Annotated in this window: 16 protein-coding genes and 4 pseudogenes; 10 read left to right on the top strand and 10 right to left on the bottom strand. The window is 66.5% G+C overall.

Translation table 11 applies throughout. The features are described 5' to 3' along the window. Positions 1 to 41 precede the first annotated feature (41 nt). The 6 genes and pseudogenes from LN139_RS13315 to LN139_RS13290 all read right to left on the bottom strand — a co-directional run bounded on the left by LN139_RS13315 (position 42) and on the right by LN139_RS13290 (position 5,879). Positions 42 to 1,073 carry an amidohydrolase family protein gene (locus tag LN139_RS13315; RefSeq protein WP_236354191.1) on the bottom strand — a complete coding sequence of 344 codons (1,032 nt, stop codon included), beginning with the start codon at positions 1,071 to 1,073 and terminating at the stop codon, positions 42 to 44. Continuing rightward, positions 1,070 to 1,929: pseudogene (locus LN139_RS13310) on the bottom strand (ABC transporter permease). The gene LN139_RS13315 and the pseudogene LN139_RS13310 overlap by 4 nt, the downstream one beginning before the upstream one ends. 4 nt (positions 1,930 to 1,933) lie before the next feature. After that, positions 1,934 to 2,751: pseudogene (locus tag LN139_RS13305) on the bottom strand (ABC transporter ATP-binding protein). A 1-nt stretch (position 2,752) separates the two neighbouring features. Next, complete coding sequence (locus LN139_RS13300) at positions 2,753 to 3,775, bottom strand: ABC transporter substrate-binding protein (protein ID WP_236354190.1); 1,023 nt, start codon at positions 3,773 to 3,775, stop codon at positions 2,753 to 2,755. Between the two features lie 48 nt (positions 3,776 to 3,823). Further along, entirely contained in the window at positions 3,824 to 5,152 is a 1,329-nt protein-coding gene (locus LN139_RS13295; RefSeq protein WP_236354188.1) for an MFS transporter, read from the bottom strand. A 49-nt stretch (positions 5,153 to 5,201) separates the two neighbouring features. Next, positions 5,202 to 5,879, bottom strand: a complete 678-nt coding sequence (locus LN139_RS13290) for an RraA family protein (RefSeq protein ID WP_236354186.1) — start codon at positions 5,877 to 5,879, stop codon at positions 5,202 to 5,204. Positions 5,880 to 6,094: 215 nt separating this feature from the next. Here LN139_RS13290 and LN139_RS13285 point away from each other — a divergent pair, with 215 nt between their 5' ends. The 4 genes from LN139_RS13285 to LN139_RS24885 all read left to right on the top strand — a co-directional run bounded on the left by LN139_RS13285 (position 6,095) and on the right by LN139_RS24885 (position 9,460). After that, positions 6,095 to 7,072: a hydroxyacid dehydrogenase gene (locus LN139_RS13285; protein WP_236354183.1), complete on the top strand. Its 978-nt coding sequence runs from the start codon at positions 6,095 to 6,097 to the stop codon at positions 7,070 to 7,072. 72 nt (positions 7,073 to 7,144) lie between these two features. Further along, positions 7,145 to 8,470 (top strand): MFS transporter, encoded by a 1,326-nt coding sequence (locus tag LN139_RS13280; protein ID WP_236354181.1) that lies wholly within the window; start codon positions 7,145 to 7,147, stop codon positions 8,468 to 8,470. A 160-nt stretch (positions 8,471 to 8,630) separates the two neighbouring features. Beyond that, positions 8,631 to 9,287, top strand: coding sequence for an amidohydrolase family protein (locus tag LN139_RS13275; protein ID WP_268944745.1), 657 nt, complete (start codon positions 8,631 to 8,633; stop codon positions 9,285 to 9,287). Then, positions 9,269 to 9,460: an amidohydrolase family protein gene (locus tag LN139_RS24885; protein WP_268944744.1), complete on the top strand. Its 192-nt coding sequence runs from the start codon at positions 9,269 to 9,271 to the stop codon at positions 9,458 to 9,460. Before LN139_RS13275 ends, LN139_RS24885 begins: the two co-directional genes overlap by 19 nt. Here the strand turns inward: LN139_RS24885 and LN139_RS13270 are convergent. From LN139_RS13270 to LN139_RS13255, 4 genes and pseudogenes are all read right to left on the bottom strand, one after another. Then, positions 9,448 to 10,155: an IclR family transcriptional regulator gene (locus tag LN139_RS13270; RefSeq protein ID WP_236354180.1), complete on the bottom strand. Its 708-nt coding sequence runs from the start codon at positions 10,153 to 10,155 to the stop codon at positions 9,448 to 9,450. The two genes, LN139_RS24885 and LN139_RS13270, sit on opposite strands and share 13 nt — an antisense overlap. Positions 10,156 to 10,228: 73 nt before the next feature. After that, positions 10,229 to 12,519, bottom strand: a pseudogene (gene metE / locus LN139_RS13265) (5-methyltetrahydropteroyltriglutamate--homocysteine S-methyltransferase). A 116-nt stretch (positions 12,520 to 12,635) separates the two neighbouring features. Continuing rightward, positions 12,636 to 13,448, bottom strand: a complete 813-nt coding sequence (locus tag LN139_RS13260; RefSeq protein ID WP_236354179.1) for a TSUP family transporter — start codon at positions 13,446 to 13,448, stop codon at positions 12,636 to 12,638. Between the two features lie 21 nt (positions 13,449 to 13,469). Further along, entirely contained in the window at positions 13,470 to 14,312 is an 843-nt protein-coding gene (locus LN139_RS13255) for a hypothetical protein (RefSeq protein ID WP_236354178.1), read from the bottom strand. Positions 14,313 to 14,873: 561 nt separating this feature from the next. Between LN139_RS13255 and kdpF the strand changes: the two genes are divergently transcribed. The 6 genes and pseudogenes from kdpF (at position 14,874) to LN139_RS13225 (ending at position 23,329) form a co-directional block, all read left to right on the top strand. Next, entirely contained in the window at positions 14,874 to 14,963 is a 90-nt protein-coding gene (kdpF, locus tag LN139_RS13250) for a K(+)-transporting ATPase subunit F (RefSeq protein ID WP_097083548.1), read from the top strand. An 8-nt stretch (positions 14,964 to 14,971) separates the two neighbouring features. Continuing rightward, positions 14,972 to 16,663: a potassium-transporting ATPase subunit KdpA gene (gene kdpA / locus LN139_RS13245; protein ID WP_236354177.1), complete on the top strand. Its 1,692-nt coding sequence runs from the start codon at positions 14,972 to 14,974 to the stop codon at positions 16,661 to 16,663. Positions 16,664 to 16,672: 9 nt separating this feature from the next. Beyond that, positions 16,673 to 18,731 (top strand): annotated as a pseudogene (kdpB, locus tag LN139_RS13240) (potassium-transporting ATPase subunit KdpB). A gap of 10 nt (positions 18,732 to 18,741) precedes the next feature. Beyond that, complete coding sequence (gene kdpC, locus LN139_RS13235; RefSeq protein ID WP_236354173.1) at positions 18,742 to 19,299, top strand: potassium-transporting ATPase subunit KdpC; 558 nt, start codon at positions 18,742 to 18,744, stop codon at positions 19,297 to 19,299. Between the two features lie 23 nt (positions 19,300 to 19,322). After that, positions 19,323 to 21,941: a sensor histidine kinase gene (locus tag LN139_RS13230; protein WP_236354171.1), complete on the top strand. Its 2,619-nt coding sequence runs from the start codon at positions 19,323 to 19,325 to the stop codon at positions 21,939 to 21,941. 155 nt (positions 21,942 to 22,096) lie between these two features. Continuing rightward, a complete protein-coding gene (locus LN139_RS13225) occupies positions 22,097 to 23,329 on the top strand; it encodes an MFS transporter (protein WP_236354167.1) in 1,233 nt (410 codons plus the stop codon). The last annotated feature ends 18 nt before the right edge of the window (positions 23,330 to 23,347 follow it).

Genomic DNA, 23,347 nt, shown 5'->3' with positions numbered 1-23,347 from the left:
GATGAGCTGAAGCGCCGGGGCCCCCACAGGCCCCGGTTCCGCTACAGGCTCGGCGCCAGCCGATAGCAACGGCTGGCGTTGCCGCTGAACAACGCGTTCTTCTCGGCTTCGCTGAAACCAGCCGTGATGCGTTTGAAGGCGTTCCACAGCACGCCGTAGCCGACCATGCCCTTGTCCACGGGGAAATTGCTCTCGAACAGGCAGCGCTGGCTGCCGAACACTTCGACGGCCGTAAGCACGTAGGGTGCCGACAGCTGGGCCAGCTCGACCGACCCGGGCGGTTTCTCCCGTTCATCCAGCGCAAACCCACCCACGCGCATGCCCAGCCCGCCGAGCTTGAGCAGCACGTTCGGGCAGTGGGCGAGGGCCTTCAGGCCGGATGACCAGGCCGCGAACACCTCATCTCGCTTGCCTGCATAAGGGCCTGCACCCAAGGGGCCGCCCAGATGATTGAGGATGATCGGCAAGCCAGGCAGCGCCTGCGCGAGGTCGAGCACCTCGGGCAGTTGTGTGTGATAGGCCCAGATATCCAGGCTCAGGCCATGGCGTAACAGTTGCGCAGCACCTTGGCGAAAGCCTGGCTCCGCCAGCACGCCCGCAGGTGGCGGCGTGGGGTTGGAAACCAGCCGCGCGTCGGCGTGCCAGGCGGTGGTATTGCGCACCCCGCGCAGGCGCCCGTTGCCGGCCTCCAGCATTGCCTCCAGCACAGGTGCGACGGCGTCGCCCGGGCGCAGGTCAGCGCCGGCGACAATCGCCGCGCACAGCTGGGTGCCTGGCGGCGAGTGCTGCGCTACTTCTGTGGCAAAACGCACTTCGCCCACCGGTTGCAGCGGTTCGGGTTGGCCCGCGTCGTAGAAGGACCGGCATTGCAGGTACACCGTGGCGACGACGTTGTGCCCGCTGCGCGTATCGCTGAGCAACTGCTCTGCCAGGTAGCGCTGGCCAGGGCGGTCCCACAGGTGATGGTGCGCATCGACGATGGCGCGCTGTGGGTCGAGCGCAGGCTCCCGCACCTGCGAAAGCCACTGCTCGCGCACCGGCGCATGCGGCGAAGCCGGTGCGGGCGGGTTCATTGCTGCATGCCCCAGCGGCGCACCGTCAGCACCTCGATACTGCGAAACACCAGGCCCTCTACCACCAGGCCGATGATGATCACCATCAAGAGGCCGGCGAACACATTGGGGTTTCCAGCGCGTTGCGGTTCTGGAAGATGTACCAGCCCAGGCCGCCGGAGTTGCCCGATACGCCGAACACCAGTTCGGCAGCGATCAGCGTGCGCCAGGCGAAGGCCCAGCCGATCTTCAGCCCCGCCAGGATCGACGGCACTGCGGCCGGGATCAGGATGCGCAGCACCAGGCGCATGCCGCGCAGCCCGTAATTGCGCCCGGCCATGCGCTGGGTCTGGCTTACCGACTGAAAGCCCGAATAGGTGTTCAGCGATACCGCCCACAGCACCGAGTGAATGATCACCAGCATCAGGCTCTGCACGCCCAGGCCGAACCACAGCATGGCCAGCGGCAGGATGGCGATGGCCGGCAGCGGGTTGAACATCGCCGTGAGCGTGGCCAGCACGTCGGTGCCGATGCGGGTGGACACCGCCAGTGTGGTCAGGATCGCAGCCAGCAGGATCGCCAGGCCGTAGCTCATCAGCAGCACTTTCAACGAACTCACCACGGCCAGCGGCAACACGCCGTTGAGCAGGTCGTGGCTCAATGCCTGAGCGGTTTCGCTGAACGGCGGGAACATCAGCGGGTTGCCCAGCCAGCGGGCGTAAAGCTCCCACACCACCGCCAGGGCTATCAGCACCAGCGTACGGCGTACCCCGGCGTGGGCCATCAAGCGCTCCACCGGGCCGAGCCGGCGCGCGATGTCGCCGATCTTGCCGGCCGGGGCGGGTGCGTATTCGACATCGGGGCGCGGCTGCACCATGGGCTTATTCATGTGCGGTCTCCTGATCGCCGAAGAGCATGTGGTTGATGCGTTCTGCGCAGTGCGGCGAAGCCCTCACTGCCTTGCTCGGCGAAGCCGAAGGCGCTGGCGTCGAGCTCGGCACGCACCTGCCCGGGATGGGGGTGAGCACCAGGATGCGCGAGCCGAGCAGGATCGCCTCATCGATCGAGTGGGTCACGAACATCAGCGTGAAAGGCGCCTGTTCCCACAGCTGCAACAGCTCCTCCTGCATGCGCCGGCGGGTGAGGGCATCGAGGGCGGCGAAGGGCTCGTCCATCAGCAGGATCGCCGGCTCCATCGCCAGCGCTCGGGCGATGGCCACGCGTTGCTTCATGCCGCCGGACAACTGGTGCGGATAAGCATCCTTGAAGCGCTCCAGGCCCACTTCGGCCGCCACCCGCAGTGCGCGCTCGCGCACTTCGTTGGCAGGAAAGCGCCGGGTCATCTGCATCGGGAACATGATGTTGCCCAGCACCGTCTTCCACGGCATGAGCTGGTCGAACTCCTGGAACACCATCATCCGGTCCGGGCCTGGCTCGCGCACGGCGCGGCCATCGAGGTAGATCTCCCCGCAGCCGGCGCCAGAAAGCCCGCCACGCTCTTGAGCAGGCTCGACTTGCCGCAGCCCGAAGGCCCCAGCAGGATGAAGCGGTCGTGCCGGTGTACCGCGAACGACACCCCGTGGGTGGCGGTGATCAGTTGCTCGCGGGTCTTGTACTGCAGGGTGACGTTGTCTACCGAAAGCTGCGCGCGGGTGTCCAGGCCTGCCGGCACTGGCGCCATGCTGGGCATTGCACTCATGTCAGTTGCCCTCGCCTTGAGCCACCGGGTCGAAGAACACTTGTTTCCAGTCCGTCAGCGGTTCTTTCAGGGCGCCGGTGCGGGCCATGAATTCTGCAAGGTGCATCACGCCCTGGGGCTGAACACCCCACTCGCCGGTGACCTGGCTCAGCATGTCTTCGGTCTGTTCGAGGGTGAGCTTGGAGGGCTCGCTGTCCAGGTACAGCTGGGCGGCCTGGCGCGGGTTGTTGCGGATGAACTCGTCGGCCTCGGCGATGGCGTCGACCACCGCCTTGGCCAGGTGCGGGTTGCCCTTGACGAACTTGCCGGTGCTGGCCAGCACGCCGCTGGTCATGCGCATGTTCAGGGCTTTGGAAAAGTCGAACAGCTTGGTCACCGATGGGTCGTGATCGAGGATGTAGCTGTAGGGGTTGGGGCCGATGTAGCCCTTGATGCCGGCCTTGTTCACAAGGCTTGCCAACGCATCGGGGTGGGGCAGGGCGACCATCAGGTTGTCCATGCGGTGGGCATTGCCCTCGCCGAACTGCTGCTCGGCGAGCATCTGCAACAGCACCGCTTGCTGGCCGTTGGGCGCGGTCACGGCGATCTTGTCGCCGGGCTTGAAGTCGGCGATGGACTTGATCGCAGGGTCGTTCACGTAGAAGCCGTTGTCGCCCGCCACCAGCGCGCAGAGGGCGCGGATGTCGAGGTTGTTGCGGGTCTTCTGCCAGGCGGTGAGGGTGCCGTAGAGGCCGTAGCCGCCGATGTCGACGTTGGAGCTGATCAGGGCATCGTTGATCGCTGCGGCGCCGCTGATGCGCTTGATTTCGAACGCAGCATCCGGCTCGCCGAGCGCGCTGGCGTGCTTGCGGAACAGGCCCTGTTTTTCGGCGACGGTCACCGGCAGGTAGGCGTAGCCGTACTGGATGGCGATGGTCACTTTGGACTGTTCGGCGTGAGCGGTGGTGGTGGTGAAGGCGCAACTGAGCAGGGCGCCCATGGCCAGGGCGTGGAAACGGGCTTTCAACCGTGGGGTACGGGTCATGGGTGAAACTCCACTTTTTGTTATTTTTGAAATGGCGTTTCTTAAAAGCTATCCGCAAGCGAAGGCTGACGTCAATCGCTTCTTGAGATAAAGCGATTTAGCAAAAAAAGAAGGGTTTGCCAGGTGGCGACCAGGTAGTTTATGCAATGCGGTTTCTATTTCTGAATTGCTGAAGCGGTTTTCGAGTACCAGAAAGCTCACCAGCACAAGCCCGGCAGCGCCCAGCGTCATGGGCGCGCCAACCAGGCTGGCCAAAAGCCCCGCCAGCAAGCCGCCGACGGCCTCGAAACCGAAGCGCATGGCGATGTACAGCGCCACTACGCGCCCGCGCAAGTGCTCGGGTGCGCCGCTTTGCAGCAGCATGTTGGTGCTCACATTGCTGGCAGTGATGCCGCAGCCCAGCAGTGCCAGTGATGCCAGCGCCATCGGTAGCGGCACCTGGAATGCCAACAGGATCAGCGCCAGTGCGCAGCCCAGTGCTGCGCAGGTGATGATCCGCTCCAGCCGGTGCAGCGCGCCGCCCAGGGCAAGGGCGATGGTGGCGACGAACGCGCCGGCACCGGCCGCTCCCCATAACCAGCCCAGCATGCGCGCATCGCCCTGGTACAGGGTCTTGGCCAGCACCGGCAGCAGCACGGTGTAGTTCGAGGCCAGCAGGTTGACCATGATCACGCCCAGCATCAGCCGGCGAACCGACACCGTCTGCCAGACGTACGCCAGCCCTTCGCGGAACATCTGCGCGGTGGAGCCTGTGGCCTTGGCCGAGGCGCTGCCCTGCACCTTGGCCAGCCCCAGCAGGAGCAGCGCAAAGGCCACGGCGGTGATCAGAAAGCACACTGCCTCGCCACTGGCGGCGATCAGCGCACCGGCAAGCGGTGGGCCGAGAAAGCGCGCCGCGTTGATCAGCATGGCGTTGAGCGCCAGCGCGTTGGGCAGGTCGGCGGTGTCGCCCACGAAGCTGCCGATCAGCGCCTGGCGCAGGGGTGTTTCCACCGCATTGAGCAAGCCCAGCAGCAAGGCCATGCCGATCAGCACGTTGGCGTTGACCCAGCCCTGCCAGGTGAGCAGCGCCAGCACCAGCGACTGCAGGGCGAGCAGCGATTGCGCCACGATCAGGCAGCGGCGCTTGTCGCGCCGGTCGATCCAGGCGCCCGCGACAGGGCCTACCAGCAACTGCGGCGCCAGGCTCAGAAAGGTGATCACCCCCAGCAAGGTCGCCGAGGCAGTGATGTGATAGGCCAGCCACGAAAGGGCGACCTGTTGCACCCACTTGCCCAGGGTCGAAACGCCCTGGCCCACGAAGTAGATCTGGAAGTCTCGGCGGGCGAGGGCCCGCACAGGGGCGGGCCAGCGCGAAGTGGGTGCAGGTTCGGTCAATGCAAGGGTCTCATCGTCAAGCGCCAGTCATGGCGCACGATACGCTGCCTCACTCCGGCAACGCACAGCCTTTTTGCTGCAGCGACTTCAGTACCCAGCTGCGGTCGTTCTCGCCCTTGGCGATCTGTTCCAGCTGCTTGGTCTCGGCGGCGTGCTTGGCCGAAGCGCGGTCGAACACCTCTGGCACCTGGTCGTAAGGCACGCAGAGCAGGCCGTCGTCGTCGCCGATCACCAGGTCGCCCGCCTCGATGACCATGCCGTCGATGGCGATCGGCACGTTGATCTCGCCCGGGCCGTCCTTGTACGGGCCACGGTGCGAAACGCCGGCAGCGAACAGCGGGAAATCACCGGCGCCGATGCTGGCGGCATCGCGGATCGCGCCATGGATGACGATGCCGGCCACGCCGCGTTTCACGGCGTAGGCCACCATCATCTCGCCGATCAGGGCGTTGGTCAGGTCGCCGCCGGCGTCCACCACGATCACGTCGCCGGGCTGGGCGATGTCGATCGCGTAATGGAGCATCAGATTGTCGCCCGGGCGCGCCTTGACGGTCAGTGCCGGGCCGGCCAGCACGCCTTCGCGGTGCATCGGGCGAAGGCGCGAGCCGCCTGCGGTCATGCGGTTCATCGAATCGCTGACGTTGGCCACAGGCACATGGCGATAGCGCTCGACCCACTCCGGGCTGACTTTGCGAGCTGCCTTCAACACTCTGAATCCGATCGTCATTTTGGCGTTCTCCTCGAAATTATGGGGGAAGTCGCCGGTTGCCGAGCCGGCTATGTTTTCAGAATGTCATTTCGTGAATTGCAATTCAATCCGTGCGATGACGCAATTTTTCGAGATGATTCGGCGTTACTGAAATCTATGTTGCAACGCCATTTCGTTATGATAGGGTTGAGCAAAGCCTGAACAGGCCTTAACGATAAGAACAAGGTGTGCAGATGAAACGCAAAATCCTCCTCACGGGCCTGGCGCTGGCCCCTGAAGCCATGGCCCATGCCGCCTCCCAGGGCGTAGAGGTCATGCCGACCACCCCCTACATGCCCGCCGATGAAATGGCCGCCTTGATCAAGGCCGAACAGCCCGACGCGATCGTCGTGCGCACCGGCAAGCTCACCCGCGAGATGATCGAAGCCTCGGCGAACCTCAAGGTCATCGCCAAGCACGGCGTGGGCTTCGACACCATCGACATCAAGGCCGCCGCCGAGCGCGGTATTCCCGTCACCATCGCAGTGGGCGCCAATGCCCAGTCAGTGGCCGAGCATGCCTTTGCGCTGATGTTCAGCGTGGCGCGCCAGACCGCCTGGCTCGACGCCCGCGTACGCGCAGGCCACTGGGACAAAGCCACGGCCAACGGCACCGAGCTGTTCGGCAAAACCCTGGGCCTGGTGGGGCTGGGCGCCATCGGCGGCATCCTGATGGACCTGGTCGCGCCGCTGCGCATGGCCGTGAAGGTCTACGACCCCTATCTCAAGGAACTGCCGCAGCGCGATAACGTTTCCCGCGAAACCGACTTCGACCGCCTGCTGGAAACCTGCGACATCATCAGCCTGCATTGCCCGCTGACCGACGCCAACCGCCACCTGTTCAGCACCGAACAGTTCAAGCGCATGCGCCCTGGCAGCCTGCTGATCAACACCGCGCGTGGCGAGCTGATCGACACCCCGGCGCTGGTCGAGGCGCTCAAGAGCGGCCAGATCGGCGGTGCCGGGCTCGACACCTTCAACCCCGAGCCGCCACCAGCCGATAGCCCGTTGTGGAGCCTGCCCAACCTGGTCGGCACCCCGCACGTGGGCGCCAACACCACCGAGTCGCGTGACCGCGTGGGCATGGTGGCCGTCCAGCAGATCCTGGATGTGTGGGCCGGCAAGGCGCTCGACCCGCGCTGCATCGCCAACCGCCAGTTGCTCGGCAGTTGAGTGCGCGCCGCCGCTTGGCGGCGCCTTCTTCCGATAGCCTGATTCCACAACAATAAAGTACAGGGGAGCATCATGGTTTCCGCCTCCAACATCAGCGAGCTCGAACGCGCCACCATGCACCGCGTCGCCTGGCGACTGCTGCCGTTTCTGATTTTGTGTTACCTGATCGCGATCATCGACCGCGGCAACATCGGCATGGCATCGCTGCAGATGAACCAGGACCTGGGGCTGTCCCCGGCGATCTTCGGCTTTGCCAGCAGCCTGTTCTTCGTCGCCTACTTCCTGGTGGAAGTGCCGAGCAACCTGGCGTTGCAGAAGTTCGGCGCGCGCATGTGGATCGCCCGCATCATGATCACCTGGGGCCTTATCTCCGCCGGCACCGCCTTTGTGCAGGGCTCCAATTCGCTTTATGTGATGCGCTTTCTGCTGGGTGCGGCCGAAGCCGGGTTCTTCCCCGGCGTGCTGCTGTACCTCACCTACTGGCTGCCCTCGGCCTACCGCGCGCGGATGGTCGCGATCTTCATGGTCGCCATTCCCGGCGCCAACTTCCTCGGCTCGCCGCTCTCCGGTTACCTGCTCACGCTCGACGGCATGCTGGGCATGCGCGGCTGGCATTGGCTGTTCATCCTCGAAGGCATCCCAGCGGTGCTGCTGGGCATCGCGTGCCTGTTCGTGCTCACCGACAAGCCCGAGCAAGCCAAATGGCTGACCGACGAGCAGCGCAACTGGCTCACCCAGCGCCTGGCCGACGAGCGCCAGCAGAAAACCCAGATCGGCCACATTTCGCTGTGGAGCCTGCTCAAGCACAAGGACATCTGGGCGATGATCCTGATCTACACCGGCGCCTCGGCCGCCGGCAGCACCATGAGCGTCTGGGCGCCGCAACTGCTCAAGACCTTCCACCTCGACCCGTTGCAGATCGGCCTGGTCAACGCCATCCCTTACGGCCTGGCCTCGATCGTGATGATCGCCTGGGGCCGCAGCTCCGACAAACGCAACGAGCGCCGCTGGCACACCGCAACCACCCTGTACCTGATCGCCGCAGGCCTGTTGCTGACGCTGGTGACCGGTTCCCTGGTGGGCACCGTGGTGCTGCTGTCGATGGTGCTGATCGGTGCCTACTCGATGAAAGGCCCGTTCTGGGCACTGGCCTCCGGCTGGATGTCTTCGAGCACCGCCGCAGCGGGGCTGGCGGCCATCGGCGCCTGGGCCAACCTGTTCGGCGGCGGCATGATGGTCAACATCTACGGCGCCGTGCACGACGCCACCGGCAGCTACGCCCTGGCCTTGCTGCCGCTGGCGGTGCTGAACATCGCTGCCGGTTCGATGGTGTTGATCATGGGCCGCAAGCGCATGCGTGAAAACGAACACGCGGCCAGCGTCGCCAACGCACGCTGAACCCCCACCGCTGCATCACTGCGCCGCCTTCGGGCGGCGCAGTGCCATACAACAACAAGAGATCAGCCCATGGACTTTACTCGTCGCCTGTTTCTGCAAGCTACCGCCGCCGCCGGAGCGCTGGCGTCATTCCCGGCCCTGGCCGCTGCGCGTTACTCCAGTGGAGACGAAGCCGGCACGGTTCATCCCGCCGGCAGGCAGCGTCGACTGCCACATGCACCTGTACAACGACCGCTACCCGGCGGCCCCCGGCGCCACGCTGCTGCCGCCGAATGCCACGCTTGCCGACTACGCGCAGGTGCAGCAGCGCCTGCACCTGCAGCGCTTCGTGATCGTGACGCCGTCCACCTATGGCACCGACAACCGCTGCCTGCTCGACGGCCTGCGCGAGAGCAACGGCAACGCCCGCGGTGTGGCGGTCATCGCGGCTGATATCAGCGATGCCGAGCTTGAACAGATGAACAAGGCGGGGGTGCGCGGGATTCGCTTCAACCTCAGCTATGGCGGGGCGAGCCTGGATGATCTGGAACCGCTGGCGCACCGAGTCAATGAACTGGGCTGGCACGTGCAGGTGGTGGCCCCGGGCACGCAACTGCTGGACCTGGAGCCTCGGCTGGCCGAGCTGCCGGCGCGGCTGGTGATCGACCACATGGGCCACGTGCCGCAGCCGGAGGGCATCGATGCCGCGGCGTTCGCCACGATCAACCGGCTGCTGGCCGGCGACCGCACTTGGGTCAAGCTCTCCGGGCCGTACATCCGCTCGAAGTGGGCGCGCCGGATTACCCGGACGTGGGTTCGGTGGCCAAGGCACTGGTGAAGGCGCGGCCTGATCGCCTGCTCTGGGGCAGTGACTGGCCACACCCCACCGTGGCCCTTGAGAGCAAGCCCGATGACGCGCACATCCTCGACCTGTTCTCGCAATGGGCGCCTAACGAGAAAGATCGCATCGCCATCCTGCGCGACAACCCAGCCAGCCTTTACGGGTTCTGACCAGCCTCGGCCTTGCCGCCCAGGCTGCGGGCAAGGTCCTGGGCGATCTGCATGAACAACTCGTCGAAGGAGCGGGCACGCTCCTCGGTGAGGCGCCCCGCCGGCCCGGACACCACCAACGCGCCGACCAGCTCGTTGAGTGCGCCGAAGATCGGCAACGACATCGACGCCGAGTGCGGGTCGGTGGCGCCGCAGGAATAGAACGGCGCCGGGTGTTCAAGGGCACGCTCGTAAGTGCAGCGCAGCGCCTGGGCGCTGGCGGCGCCGTCCATCGGGCGGATGTCACCGGGCTGCAGGTGCAGGCGCAGGCGGTGCGGTGAGTTGACCCGGTACTGGCACAGGCGATAAGCGCCGTGGCGCACATAGAAAGAGGCGGTTTCACCGGTTTCGTCGGTCAGCCGATGCAGCAGCGGCAGCACGTGCCGCTCCAGGTCCAGCGACTCCTGGTACACCGCGTTCAGGCGCATGACTTCGCTGGCCAGCATATAGCGGCCGTCGGCCAGGCGATTGACGAAACCGTAGGTTTCAAGCGAGACCACCAGGCGCATGATCGTGCTCTTGATCAGGCCGGTGCGTTCGGTGAGGTCGACCAGGCTCAGGGCCGTGTCGCCGATGCGAAAGGCGCTGAGCACGGTCAGCACACGGTCGGCGGAGGCCACCCCGCTCACGGCGGGGCGGGGTTTTATCTTTACCATCCATCGCTCCTCAGGGCGCGCAGGCCAGTGCCTGCGGCCGGAAAATTCGGAGCATTATCTGCCAGCGTGGTGCTCAGGCGCCAGCGTGGCGCAACTGCTTGGCCGCCGCCACCATGTTCACCAGCGCAGCCTCGGTTTCGGGCCAGGCGCGGGTCTTGAGCCCACAGTCCGGGTTCACCCACAGCCGCTCGGCCGGGATGCGCCGGGCTGCCTTGCGCATCAGGTTGGCCATTTCCTCGGTGCTGGGCACCCGCGGGGAGTGGATGTCGTAAACGCCCGGGCCGATTTCGTTGGGATAGTCGAAGCGCTCGAATGCCTCCAGCAGCTCCATGTCCGAGCGCGAGGTTTCGATGGTGATGACATCGGCATCCATCGCCGCGATGGACTCGATCACGTCATTGAACTCGCTGTAGCACATGTGGGTGTGGATCTGCGTTTCGTCGCGCACGCCCGAGGCGCACAGGCGGAAGGCTTCGGTCGCCCACTCCAGGTAGCGCGGCCAGGCGCTCTGGCGCAGTGGCAGGCCTTCGCGGAACGCGGCCTCGTCGATCTGCACGATCCTGATGCCGGCCTGCTCCAGGTCCGCCACCTCATCGCGAATGGCCAGCGCCAACTGCCGCCCTTGCGTCTCGCGGTCGATGTCCTCGCGCGGGAACGACCACATCAGCATGGTCACCGGGCCTGTGAGCATGCCCTTCATCACCTTGCGGGTCAGGCTTTGCGCGTAGGTGATCCACTCCACCGTCATCGCCTTCGGCCGGCTGAGGTCGCCGTAGATCACCGCCGGCTTCACGCAGCGCGAGCCGTAGCTCTGCACCCAGCCGAAGCGGGTGAACAGGTAGCCATCGAGCTGCTCGGCGAAGTACTCGACCATGTCGTTGCGCTCGGCCTCGCCGTGCACCAGCACGTCCAGGCCGAGGTTTTCCTGGATGCGCACGGCATGCTCGATCTCGCGCTGCATGGCCTGGGTGTAGCCGGCCTGGCTCAGCGTGCCTTGCTTGAAGGCCTGGCGCGCCGCGCGGATGGCCGAGGTCTGCGGGAACGAGCCGATGGTGGTGGTGGGGTAGGCAGGCAGGGCAAGCCTTGCGCGTTGCACGGCGATGCGCTGCTCGAAACTCGACGCACGCTGGCTGTCGGCAGGCACGATGCTGTTCAGGCGTTGTTGCACGGCGGGTTTGTGGATGCGCGGCGAGGCGGCGCGGCTGGCCTGCACGGCGCGGCTTTCGGCCAGGGCTGCGTGCACCTGAGGCGCCTCGGGGTCGCGCAGTGCCTGGGTGAGCACGGCCACTTCCTCGCACTTTTGCACGGCGAAGGCCAGCCAGCTTTTGAGTTCGGGGTCGAGCTGGTCTTCGCGGGCCAGGTCTACCGGGCTGTGCAGCAGCGAGCAGCTGGGCGCCACCCACAGCCGGTCGCCCAGGCGCTCGGCCGCGTGGCGCAGCACTTCCAGGGCCTTGTCCAGGTCACAGCGCCACACATTGCGCCCGTTCACCACGCCCAGCGACAGCACCTTGTAGGCCGGCAGCCGGTCGAGGATGGTCGGGTACTGCTCCGGGGCGCGCACCAGGTCGATGTGCAGGCCTTCTACCGGCAGGCCGGCGGCCAGGCCAAGGTTGTCTTCCAGCCCGCCGAAGTAAGTGGCCACCAGTTTTTTCAGTGGCGAGCGCTGGAGGATGTTGTAAACGCGCTCGTAGGCGTTCTTCCACGCCTGTGGCAGGTCCAGCGCCAGGATCGGTTCGTCGATCTGTACCCATTCCACACCCTGGCCGGCCAGGCGGTTGAAGATCTGGTCATACAGCGGCAGCAGGCGGTCGACCAGCGACAGCTTGTCGAACTCGACCCCTTTGCCTTGCCCAGCCACAGGTAGGTCAGCGGGCCGATGATCACCGGCTTGACCGCATGGCCCAGCGCCTTGGCTTCGTCGACCTCTTCGAACAATTGATCCCAACTGAGGGCGAACGGTTGGTCGTGGCTGAATTCCGGGACCAGGTAGTGGTAGTTGGTATCGAACCACTTGGTCATTTCCTGGGCGTGAGCACCGCCACAGCAGCCCTCGCCGACACCCCGCGCCATTGTGAACAGCGTATTCAGGGTGGGCTTGGTGCCACCTTGCGGGGCAAAGCGCTCAGGGACCGCGCCAAACATCAGCGAATGGGTGAGCACCTGGTCGTACCAGGCAAAATCGCCCACCGGTAGCAGCTCGATGCCGGCGGCCTTCTGCACCTGCCAGTGGGCGGCGCGCAGCTCACGGCCCACCGCGCGCAGGCCGGCTTCGTCCAACGTGCCCTTCCAGAATGCTTCCTGGGCTTTTTTCAGTTCACGGTCGCCGCCGATGCGCGGGAAGCCCAAGGTGTGTGCCAGTGCCATTTGAAATCTCTCCGAAGCTCAATTGCGTAGGAGTGATTGTCAGAGAATGGGCATGTTGAAACAAATTCATTTAATTTGGATTGATCAATAGATTTACTCATGATCAGGGTTTGGCCTCAGGCCAGCGCACCTTTTACAGCGTCGGCGCACGTCGTGATCCATTGCTGCCACGGGTTACCCGGTGTCATCAGCAGCTTGCCCGCCATCAGGCAGCACACCGTGATCAACATGGGCTTGATCAGCGTCGGCCCGAAATGCACCGCGCAGCGCGCACCCAGCTGTGCCCCGATGAACGCCGCAGCGCCCATCGCCAGTGCCAGCGGCCACAGGATATTGCCCAACAGGCCGAACACCAGCAGCGCGCCCAGGTTGCAGGCGGCGTTGAGCAGCTTGCTGTTGCACACCGCCCTCATCACGCCCTGGCCCAGCAGCAACACGAACGCCAGCATGTAGAACGAGCCCACGCCCGGGCCGAACAGGCCATCGTAGAAGCCGATCATCGGCACCAGCGTGAGGCAGAAGGCGGCCGCGCTCAGCCGCGCCCGGCGGGCCTGCTCATCGAGCTTGGGGCTGAAAGCGAAATAGGCCGCCACGGCGACCAACAGCACCGGTACCACCGCCTGAAATACAGTGGCCGGAATGTAGTTGGCGCTGAGTGCGCCGCCGGCACCTCCCAACATCGCTACCGCTGCCATGGGCAAGCCGCGGCGCCACTCGATCATGCCCTTGCGGGCAAAAGTGGCCGTGGCCGAAACGGAGGCCGACGCTGCCTGAAACTTGTTGGTGGCCAGCGCCGAGACGGGGTCGATGCCGGCCAGCAGCAGCGCGGGCAGGGTTACCAACCCGCCACCGCCGGCGATGGCGTCGAAAAAACCTGCGGCCAGGGCAACGCCTGCCAGCAGGATGATCAGAGAGAATTCCAGTTCCACGGGCAAGTCCTTGACGGTGAGTCAGCCTTTGACGATGAGGGGGTCGTGCTGAACGACCACGGGCCTGGCGAAGCGCGAATAGCCGAACAGCCGAACCAGGACGCGCCGGTTGTCCCGGACCACCTCGCGGCAATGCAAGGCCCGGTAGTTGTTGATCAGCAGGGCGCGGTCCTGGCGCAGCGTGCACATCAAAGGCTCGGTGCTGGCGATAGCCGATTGCAGCCGCGCCAGCGCGCTGCGGACTACCGCAGGGGCGTGCGCCGAGGCCGTATGGCGATAGCTGTTGTAGCGAAATGCGAAGCCCCCGTTCGGGTCGAACTGCAGCAACGACACGCCGTAGCCGTTCGCTCCTTTGCCGGCGGTGAAGCAATCGCTGCGGGTGTAGTCGAAGGCGGGGGCGGTGAGCGCGAGCAGGTCCGTGGCGGGCAGGCTGTCGAGGATCCCTGCCAGGGGAATCACGCGCGTAGGTTCAGCGGCGGGGTTCCACAGTGCGCTCAACGCAAGGGATGAGGGCGCCGGGGACTGCCCGGCACTGGCGTTGACCGCACAATGGTAGGGGGACTCGGTGTGCGGGCCCAAGGCAATGCCCGCATGAGAGCTGCGCCCCACAGGTTCGCCGATGACCTCTTCCGGGCGTGCAACAGCACCCCCTCCCTGGAAGTTGGCGACCACACGAACGACCAGGCCTTGGTTATCGAGGTCGAAGGCGAAAGCCCTGTGGGCAACCAGGCTCAGCAATATCTGGTTGCGCGCCGCCAGGCGCTGGCAGCCGGGGGCTCGCTGCAGTTGCGCCAGCGATGGGAGCTGGGGCGGCAAGGCGGTGTCTTCGAGCCAGTTCAGGTCACAGCACTCCAGCGCAGCCATCTGGCCATTGCTGTAACGATCGATCAGTTGCTGCTGGCTAGGTGTAAGGCGTAGGCCAAGATGCTTGGCCGCCGCCTCTGCCTGAGCGTGCGCGCCGGGGTTGTCGGGGCCGCCGGCGGCTGCGATGGCGAGTGCATGCTGTTGCAGGAGGCAGGCTTGTTCGGGGTGAACCGCAACTGCGCGAATTCAAGGCCAGCGGGCTGGCCTTCGCGATCTGGGGCGTGCATCAGGGATATTCCTTGCTTGTTTTTGTTGTGGCGCAGAGGATCCGGCTGCCTGTCAGGGAAGTAAACACAGTGAGGTAAAATCGGTTAAACCATTGATTTTCATCTTGTTTCCCGGGGTAGTGCAAATGCTCTAAACCGCTGTTTTTCGGCACCTTGCTCTCGCCTGCACAAACGCCGTCATTGGCGCTGGCCTGTCCCGCTTCATCTTGGACGGCCCTGCTCCTCGCATTTTTTTACGCAAACTTTACGGCCACAGCCTTTCTTGCCCTCGAACCTTTACGCGCCCCCGCCTGATGATTGCCTCATACCCTTCCGGTACCGAGGAGTCATCGCAATGAGCATCACCCAAGGGGTTTCACTGCTATTGGCTGTGGGCCTGTTCGCTTACCTGCTGGTGGCGCTGCTGCGCGCCGATCGCGGTTAGGAGCGGCCATGCACAGTTATGACGTTTGGCTGATCCTGCTGTTTCTGGCCCTGGTGGTGCTCCCTGCGCCGCTGCTGGGCCGTTTTTACTACCGCGTGATGGAAGGCGAGCGCACCTGGCTGCACCCGCTGCTGGGCGGCGTCGAGCGCGGCTGCTATCGCCTGGCCGGGGTCGACCCGCGTCAGGAGCAGGGTTGGAAGCATTACGCGCTGGCGCTGCTGGCCTTCAACTTCGCAGGTTTTGTGCTGCTGTTCGCCATCCTCATGGGGCAGGGCGCCTTGCCGCTCAACCCACAGGGCCTGCCGGGGCTCAACGCGTCGCTGGCGTTCAACACGGCAGTGAGTTTCGTCACCAACACCAACTGGCAGGCCTACAGCGGCGAGGCCTCGCTGAGTTACTTCAGCCAGATGGTCGGCCTGACCGTGCAGAACTTCGTCAGCGCCGCCACCGGCATCGCCGTGCTGGTGGCCCTGAGCCGCGGTATTGCGCGGCGCTCGGCCAGCACCGTCGGCAACTTCTGGGCCGACCTCACCCGTGCCACCCTTTATGGTCTGTTGCCGCTGTGCCTGGTGTTGGCTCTGGTGCTGGTGTGGCAAGGGGTGCCGCAAACCTTCGCCGCCTACGTTGATGCACACACGCTGCAAGGCGCCAACCAGAGCCTGCCTTTAGGGCCGGTGGCCAGCCAGGTGGCGATCAAGCAGCTGGGCACCAACGGCGGCGGCTTCTTCGGCGTGAACTCGGCGCACCCGTTCGAGAACCCAACGGCCTGGAGCAACCTGTTGGAGCTGGTGGCCATCCTCAGCATCCCGGCGGCCCTGGTGTTCACCTATGGCCATTACGTGAAAGACCTGCGCCAAAGCCGGGCGATCTTCGCCTCGATGCTGGTGGTGCTGCTGTTCGGCGGTGCGCTTGCGCTGTGGGCCGAATATCAGCCCATGGCCAGCCTGCACGGCGCCCTGGCACAGGCCGCGCCGCTGGAAGGCAAGGAAACCCGCTTCGGCACCACCGCCACCACGCTTTGGGCGGTGGTCACCACCGCCGCCTCCAACGGCTCGGTCAACGGCATGCACGACAGCCTCAACCCCATCACCGGCATGGTCGCGCTGGTGAACATGATGCTCGGTGAGGTGATCTTCGGCGGTGTCGGTTCGGGCCTGTACGGCATGTTGCTGTTCGTGCTGATCGCGGTGTTCCTGGCCGGCCTGATGATCGGCCGCACCCCGGAATACCTGGGCAAGAAGCTGGTGGCCCATGACGTCAAGCTGCTGGTGGCCACCTTGCTGGTGATGCCGGTGGGCGTGCTGGTGCTGGGCGCCATCGCCGCCTGCCTGCCGAGCACTGCCTCCGCGCTGGGCAACCCCGGGGCGCACGGCTTCAGCGAGCTGCTGTATGCCTATACCTCGGCCAGCGCCAACAACGGCTCGGCCTTCGGTGGCTTCAGCGCCAACACCGATTTCCACAACATCATGCTGGGCCTGGGCATGCTGCTGGGCCGCTTCGGCTACATCCTGCCGGTGCTGGCGCTGGCCGGCAGCATGGCGGCGAAAAAAGCCCTGCCGACCGGCCCCAACAGCTTCCCCACCCATGGCCTGCTGTTCGTCGTGCTGCTGACCGCCACTGTGCTGGTGGTGGGCGGCCTGACTTTCCTGCCCACCCTCGCGCTGGGCCCGATCGCCGATCAACTGAGCAGCGGGTTCTGAGGACCGATCATGAACATGCCTGTCAATGAGTCCCCGGCAGTGGCCCACGCCGCTACTGCCTCCACCGGCCTGCTGGCGCTGTGGCGCCCGGCGCTTGTGCAAGCCTTCGTCAAGCTCGACCCGCGCCAGCTCAAGCGCTCGCCGGTGATGCTGGTGGTGGCGCTCACCGCCGTGCTCACCACCGTGCTGTGCCTGCTGCCCAATGCCGAGGTGCCGCTGGGCATCGGCCTGCAGATCGCCCTGTGGCTATGGTTCACCGTGCTCTTCGCCAACTTCGCCGAAGCCTTGGCCGAGGGCCGTGGCAAGGCCCGCGCCGACAGCCTGCGCGCCGGCAGCGTCGACCTCATGGCCCGCCGCCGCGAGGCCAATGGCAGCTTCCAGAACGTGCCGGCCAGCAGCCTGCGCCTGGGTGATGTGGTGCGCGTGGAAGCCGGCGAGATGATCCCCGGCGACGGCGAGGTGCTCGAAGGCATCGCGGCGGTCGATGAGGCCGCCATCACCGGCGAGTCGGCGCCGGTGATCCGCGAATCCGGTGGCGACCGCTCGGCGGTCGCCGGCAACACCCGCCTGGTGTCGGACTGGCTGCTGGTGCGCATCAGCGCCAACCCCGGCGAGTCGACGCTGGACCGCATGATCGCCTTGGTCGAAGGTGCGCGCCGGCAGAAAACCCCCAACGAGATCGCGCTCGACATCCTGCTGATCGGCATGACCCTGATCTTCCTGCTGGTGGTCGTGACCCTTCAGCCTTTCGCAGCCTTCGCAGGCGGCAACCTGCCGGTGGTGTTCCTGGTGGCGCTGCTGGTCACGCTGATCCCGACCACCATTGGCGGGTTGCTCTCGGCCATCGGCATCGCCGGCATGGACCGCCTGGTGCGGCTGAACGTGATCGCCAAGTCAGGCCGCGCGGTGGAGGCTGCGGGCGACGTGCACGTGCTGTTGCTGGACAAGACCGGCACCATCACCTTCGGCAACCGCCGCTGCACCGCGCTGCTGGCCGCCCCTGGCGTGACCAAGGCCGAAACCGCCGACGCCGCGCTGCTGGCATCGCTGGCCGATGACACCGCCGAAGGCAAATCGGTGGTCGACTACGTGCAGCGCCTGGGCGCGGTTCAGCCAGCCGGCGCTGGGCGATGCCCAGGCGGTGCCCTTCAGCGCCGAAACCCGCCTCTCCGGGCTCGACTACCAGGGCAAGCGCTACCGCAAGGGCGCCGTGGACGCCTTGCTTGGGTTCATCGGCCGCAGCCGTGCCGACCTGCCGCCGACGCTTGCCCGTGAACTCGAACGCATTGCCCAGGCCGGTGGCACGCCATTGCTGGTCGCCTGCGACGAGCGCCTGATCGGCGCCATCGAGCTCACCGATGTGGTCAAGCCGGGCATCCGCGAGCGCTTCGACGAATTGCGCAAGATGGGCATTCGTACGGTGATGGTCACCGGCGACAACCCGCTGACCGCCGCTGCCATCGCCGCTCAGGCCGGGGTGGATGACGTGATCGCCGAAGCCACGCCGCAAAAGAAGCTCGAACGCATCCGCGAAGAGCAGGCGCAAGGGCGGCTGGTGGCCATGTGTGGCGACGGCGCCAACGACGCGCCGGCGCTGGCCCAGGCCGACGTGGGCGTGGCGATGAACGAAGGCACCCAGGCGGCGCGCGAGGCAGCCAACATGGTCGACCTCGACAGCGACCCGACCAAGCTGCTGGATGTAGTGCGCATCGGCAAGGAACTGCTGGTGACCCGTGGCGCGCTCACCACCTTTTCGGTGGCCAACGATGTGGCCAAGTACTTCGCCATCCTGCCGGCGCTGTTCGCCAGCATCTACCCGCAACTGGGCCTGCTGAACATCATGCACCTGCAAAGCCCGCAGAGCGCGATCCTCTCGGCCATCGTCTTCAACGCGCTGATCATCATCGCGCTGATCCCGTTGGCGCTGCGCGGCGTGCGTGCGCAAGCCCGCGATGCCGCCAGCCTGTTGCGGCGCAACCTGCTGATCTACGGGCTGGGTGGGGTGGTGGTGCCGTTCATCGGCATCAAGGCCATCGACCTGCTGCTCACCGCCCTGCACCTGGTTTGAGGAACTGCCCATGAATACGATTCTCCGCCCCGCAGTCACCTTGCTGGCTGCGCTCACCCTGATCACCGGCGTCGCCTATCCGCTGGCCGTGACCGCTGTGGCCAAGGTGGCCTTCCCGGCGCAGGCCGGCGGCAGCCTGGTGCTCGATGGCAGCGGCCAGGTTCAAGGCTCGGCGCTGATTGCCCAGGCCTTCGACGGCGACCGCTGGTTCCAGCCGCGCCCGTCGGCCGGCGCGTTCGCCACCGTGGCCAGCTCGGCCAGCAACCTGGCGCCCACCAACCCGGCGCTGGCCAAGCGCGTCGACGCCGATGCGGCAAGGCTGGCCGGGCAGGGCGATGGCCCGGTGCCGCTGGCCTTGCTGACCACCTCCGCCAGCGGCCTGGACCCGGACCTACCACCGGAGGCCGCGCTGTGGCAGGTTAAGCGCATCGCCGCCGCGCGCGGGCTCGACCCTGCGCGGCTCAGCGACCTGATACAAAGCCAGGTGCATGCCCCGCTGATCGGCCCGCCCACCGTCAACGTGCTGGCCTTGAACCAGGGCCTGGAACAACTGCAATCAGCGCCCTAGCCGGTGCGCCCAGAGGATGATCCATGAGTGATGCCGCCCGCGCCGATGCCCTGCTGGCCGCCCTGCCTGACGGGCGCGGGCGGTTGAAGGTGTACCTGGGCGCCTGCGCCGGCGTCGGCAAGACCTGCGCCATGCTGCGCGGCGCGCAGGCCCTGCAACGCCAGGGTGTGAACCTGCTGGCGGCCGTGGTGCACACCCATGGGCGCGCCGAGACCGAAGCCTTGCTGGTCGGCCTGCCGCGCCAGCCGCTGGCACGCCTGGCCTATCGCGGCCAGGTGCTCGAAGCCATGGACCTGGATGCAGTGCTGGCGGCGCGCCCGGCGCTGGCGCTGGTCGACGAACTGGCCCACAGCAACGCACCGGGAAGCCGCCACGCCAAGCGCTGGCAGGATGTGCAGGAGCTACTGGCCGCCGGCATCGACGTGCACACCACCGTCAACGTGCAGCACCTCGAAAGCCTCAACGACCAGGTGCACGGCATCACCGGTGTGCGCGTGCGCGAAACCGTGCCGGACTGGGTGGTGCTGGAAGCTCACGAACTGGTGCTGATCGACCTGCCACCGCGTGAGCTGCTGGAGCGCCTGCGCGAGGGCAAGGTGTACATGCCCGAGCAGGCGCGCGCGGCGATCGAAGCGTTCTTCGTGCCCACACACCTGGCGGCGCTGCGCGAGCTGGCGATGCAGACCGCCGCCGCGCAGGTGGAAGGTGACCTTGCCCAGGACTACCGCGAGCAAGGCCTGGCGATGCCCGCCTTGCGCGGCCGCCTGCTGGTGGCGGTGCAGGGCGACGGCCAGGCCGAGCGCCTGGTGCGCCACGGCTGCCGGGTGGCCGAACGGCGCCACTTGCCTTGGTCACTGGTGCACGTTGACACCGGCGCCGTGTTGGACGACCTCAGCCGGCAACGCTTGCAGGCCGCCCAACAACTGGCGGAACGCCTGGGCGGCGAGGTAGTGGTGCTGCGCTCAACGGATGTGCCCGGCACCTTGCGCTGGCATGCCGCGCAACGCCGGGCCAGTGCGCTGCTGCTGGCAGCGAGCCGTGCGCGGCGCTGGCGGCCGGGTGTCGCCCAGCGCTTGCTCGGCAAGCTGCCGGGGGTGGAAGTGTCGGTGCTGGCCCGTGACAGCGCAGGCGACACCGCGAGGCGGCGCTTGCGCCTGCCCAGCCGGCCGCGGCATTACCTGCTGGCGCTGGGCGTGCCGGCGCTGATGGCGGCGCTCTCCTGGGGCGTATCGTACTGGCTGGTGCTGCCGAACATCTCGCTGGTGCTGCTGGCCGGTGTGCTGGTGGTGGCGGTGCGCGGTGGGCTCGGCCCTGCGCTGGTGAGCGCGGCGCTGTCGTTTTTGCTCTACGACTTTCTCTTCATCGAGCCGATCTTTTCCTTGAGCATCGACCTGCGCGAAGACCTGCTCACCCTGCTGTTCTTCCTGTTCATGGCGGTGCTGACCGGCAACCTTGCCACTGCGCAACGGCGCCACCTGCATGCGCTGCGCGACACTCAGGCGCAGACCGCCGAGCTGCTGGGGCTTCCTCAGCGCCTGGCCGCCGCCAGTGACCACGAAGCGGTGCTTGAGGCTGCTCGCAAACACTTCGAACACTGGGGCGACATGCCGGTCACCGTTCACGAGCGCGATGCCGAGGGCCGCCTGCAACTCCCGGCCGGCGCGGGAGAAACGGAACGCGCTGCAGCCGAATGGGCCTGGCAGCACGGTCACGCGGCAGGGGTGGGCACCGGCACGCTGCCGGCCAGCCAGGCCTGGTGGTGGCCGCTGGCCGGTGAGCAAGGCACGCTGGGGCTGGTTGCCCTGTGGCCCGCCGTCGAGGCACCGACTCTGGCCGCGCGCCGGCGCCTGGTCATGGCCTTGGCGCAACCGCTGAGCCAGGCGCTGGCACGCGCGCGGCTGGCGCGGGAGCTGGAGGCGGTGCGCCTGCGCGGGGAAACCGAAGAGCTGCGCAGCGCCTTGCTGGCCTCGGTGTCTCATGACCTGCGCACGCCGCTCACGGCCATGCGCGGCAGCATCGAAAGCCTGCAAGCGCTGGGTGACGCCCTCAGTGCCGAAGACCAGGCCGAGCTGCTCGAAGGCACGCGCCTGGAGTGCGAGCGCCTGGACCGCTACATCCAGAACCTGCTCGACATGACCCGCATGGGCCACGGCACCTTGAGCCTGGCGCGTGACTGGGTCGCGCCCGTCGACATCGTCGGCTCGGCAGTGCAGCGCCTGCGTGGCGTGCTGGCCGGCTTGCGCGTGCAGGTCGACGCGGGCGACCGCCTGCCGTTGCTCTGGGCTCACCCGGCGCTGATCGAACAGGCGCTGGTGAACGTGCTGGAAAACGCCGCTCGGTTTTCGCCGCCAGGGGGCTGCATCCGGGTATCGGCTTTTGAGGGGGAGGGCAAGCTGTGCCTGGCGGTGAATGACGAAGGCCCCGGCATTCCCGCGGACGAACGGGACAAGATCTTCGACATGTTCTACACCGCGGCCCGTGGCGACCGAGGCGGGCAGGGCACCGGGCTGGGGTTGTCGATCTGCCAGGCGATGGTGGGGGCGCACGGTGGGCGGGTCAGCGTGGCTGAATGTGAGGGGGGCACGGGCACCTGCATCACGCTGCATCTGCCGCTGCATCCCCAGCCGCAGGTGCCTGGCTAGGCGTGGCGCTGTCATGTTGCCGTAGGGTGCCACGTAGTATCTTGTAGAAAAACCGGCAAAACCCACAAGCGCAACGGCACCGTGCCGTGCGCTGCCGGTCCAAGCTCCACCGCCCGGCAGCCCGCCGCTGGCGGCCCCCGACGACGGACACGCCCATGCCTGCCCACACGCCTTCTGCACGCGCGCGCCATGCGCTGGATGCCTTGAACTTCACCCTTGCCGATGTGCGTGACGGCCTGGGGCCGTATCTTGCGATCTACCTGATTGCTGTGCGCGGCCCTCAAGAGGGCTGGAACGAAGCCACCGCCGGGCTGGTGATGACACTGGCCGGCATTGCCGGGCTTGTGGCACAGACCCCGGCCGGTGCGCTGATCGACCGCACGCGCGGCAAGCGTGGGCTGCTGCTGGCAGCGACGCTGGTGATTACGCTGTGCTGCGTGACGTTGCCATGGGTCAGCAATTTCTGGGTCGTGGCTGCCACCCAATCGTTGGCCCAGATCGCGGGCGCTGTGTTCGCGCCCGCGCTGGCAGCGATCACCTTGGGCATCGTCGGGGCCAGGCACTTCACTCGGCATATCGGCCGTAACGAAGGCTTCAACCACGCCGGCAACGCGTTCTCTGCCGCACTCGCGGCGGGGCTGGCGTATGTCTTCGGCCCTTTGGTGGTGTTCTGGCTGATGGCGGCGCTGGCCGCAGCATCGTTGATGGCGATCTGGCGTTTGCCGGCGGACGAGATCGATGACGACCTGGCCCGTGGCATGGCCGCCGAACAGCACGACAAAGCGCCGGTATCGGCCTGGCAGGCCCTGCTCTCGAACCGCAAGCTGATGCTGCTGGCGGTGCTTGCGGCGTTGTTCCACCTGGCCAACGCCGCGATGCTCACTTCGGTCGGCCAGCAATTGACGCACATCGTCGGCAAATCCAGCGCAACTTCGCTGATCGCCCTGTGCATCGTCGCGGCGCAGTGCGTGATGGTGCCGGTGGCCATCGCCGTGGGGCGCTGCGCCGATCGCATCGGGCGCAAGCCGATCTTTCTGCTGGCGTTCGCCATCCTGGCCTTGCGCGGCGGCCTTTATACGCTGTCGCCCAACCCCTGGTACCTGGTCGCCGTGCAATGCCTGGACGGTGTGGGGGCGGGCATTTATGGCGCGCTGATGCCGGTGGTGATCGCCGACCTGACCCACGGCAGCGGCCGCTTCAACGTAAGCCAAGGCGCCATCGCCACCGCCCAGGGCCTGGGCGCCGCACTCAGCGCGACATTGGCGGGCTTCATCATCGTCGGGGTGGGGTACGAAGCCGCCTTTCTGGCGCTGGCGGCTGTAGCGGTGATGGGTGGGCTGTTGTACGCCTGGCGGATGCCGGAGACCGGCCCGGCGCACGCTGGTTGACGCAGGCCGCCCCGAACG

Origin of the sequence: Pseudomonas sp. KNUC1026, from assembly GCF_021650705.1 — a bacterium.
Classification (GTDB): domain Bacteria; phylum Pseudomonadota; class Gammaproteobacteria; order Pseudomonadales; family Pseudomonadaceae; genus Aquipseudomonas.
Note: the sequence above shows the minus strand (reverse complement) of the source record. Positions and strands in the feature narration are given on the sequence as shown.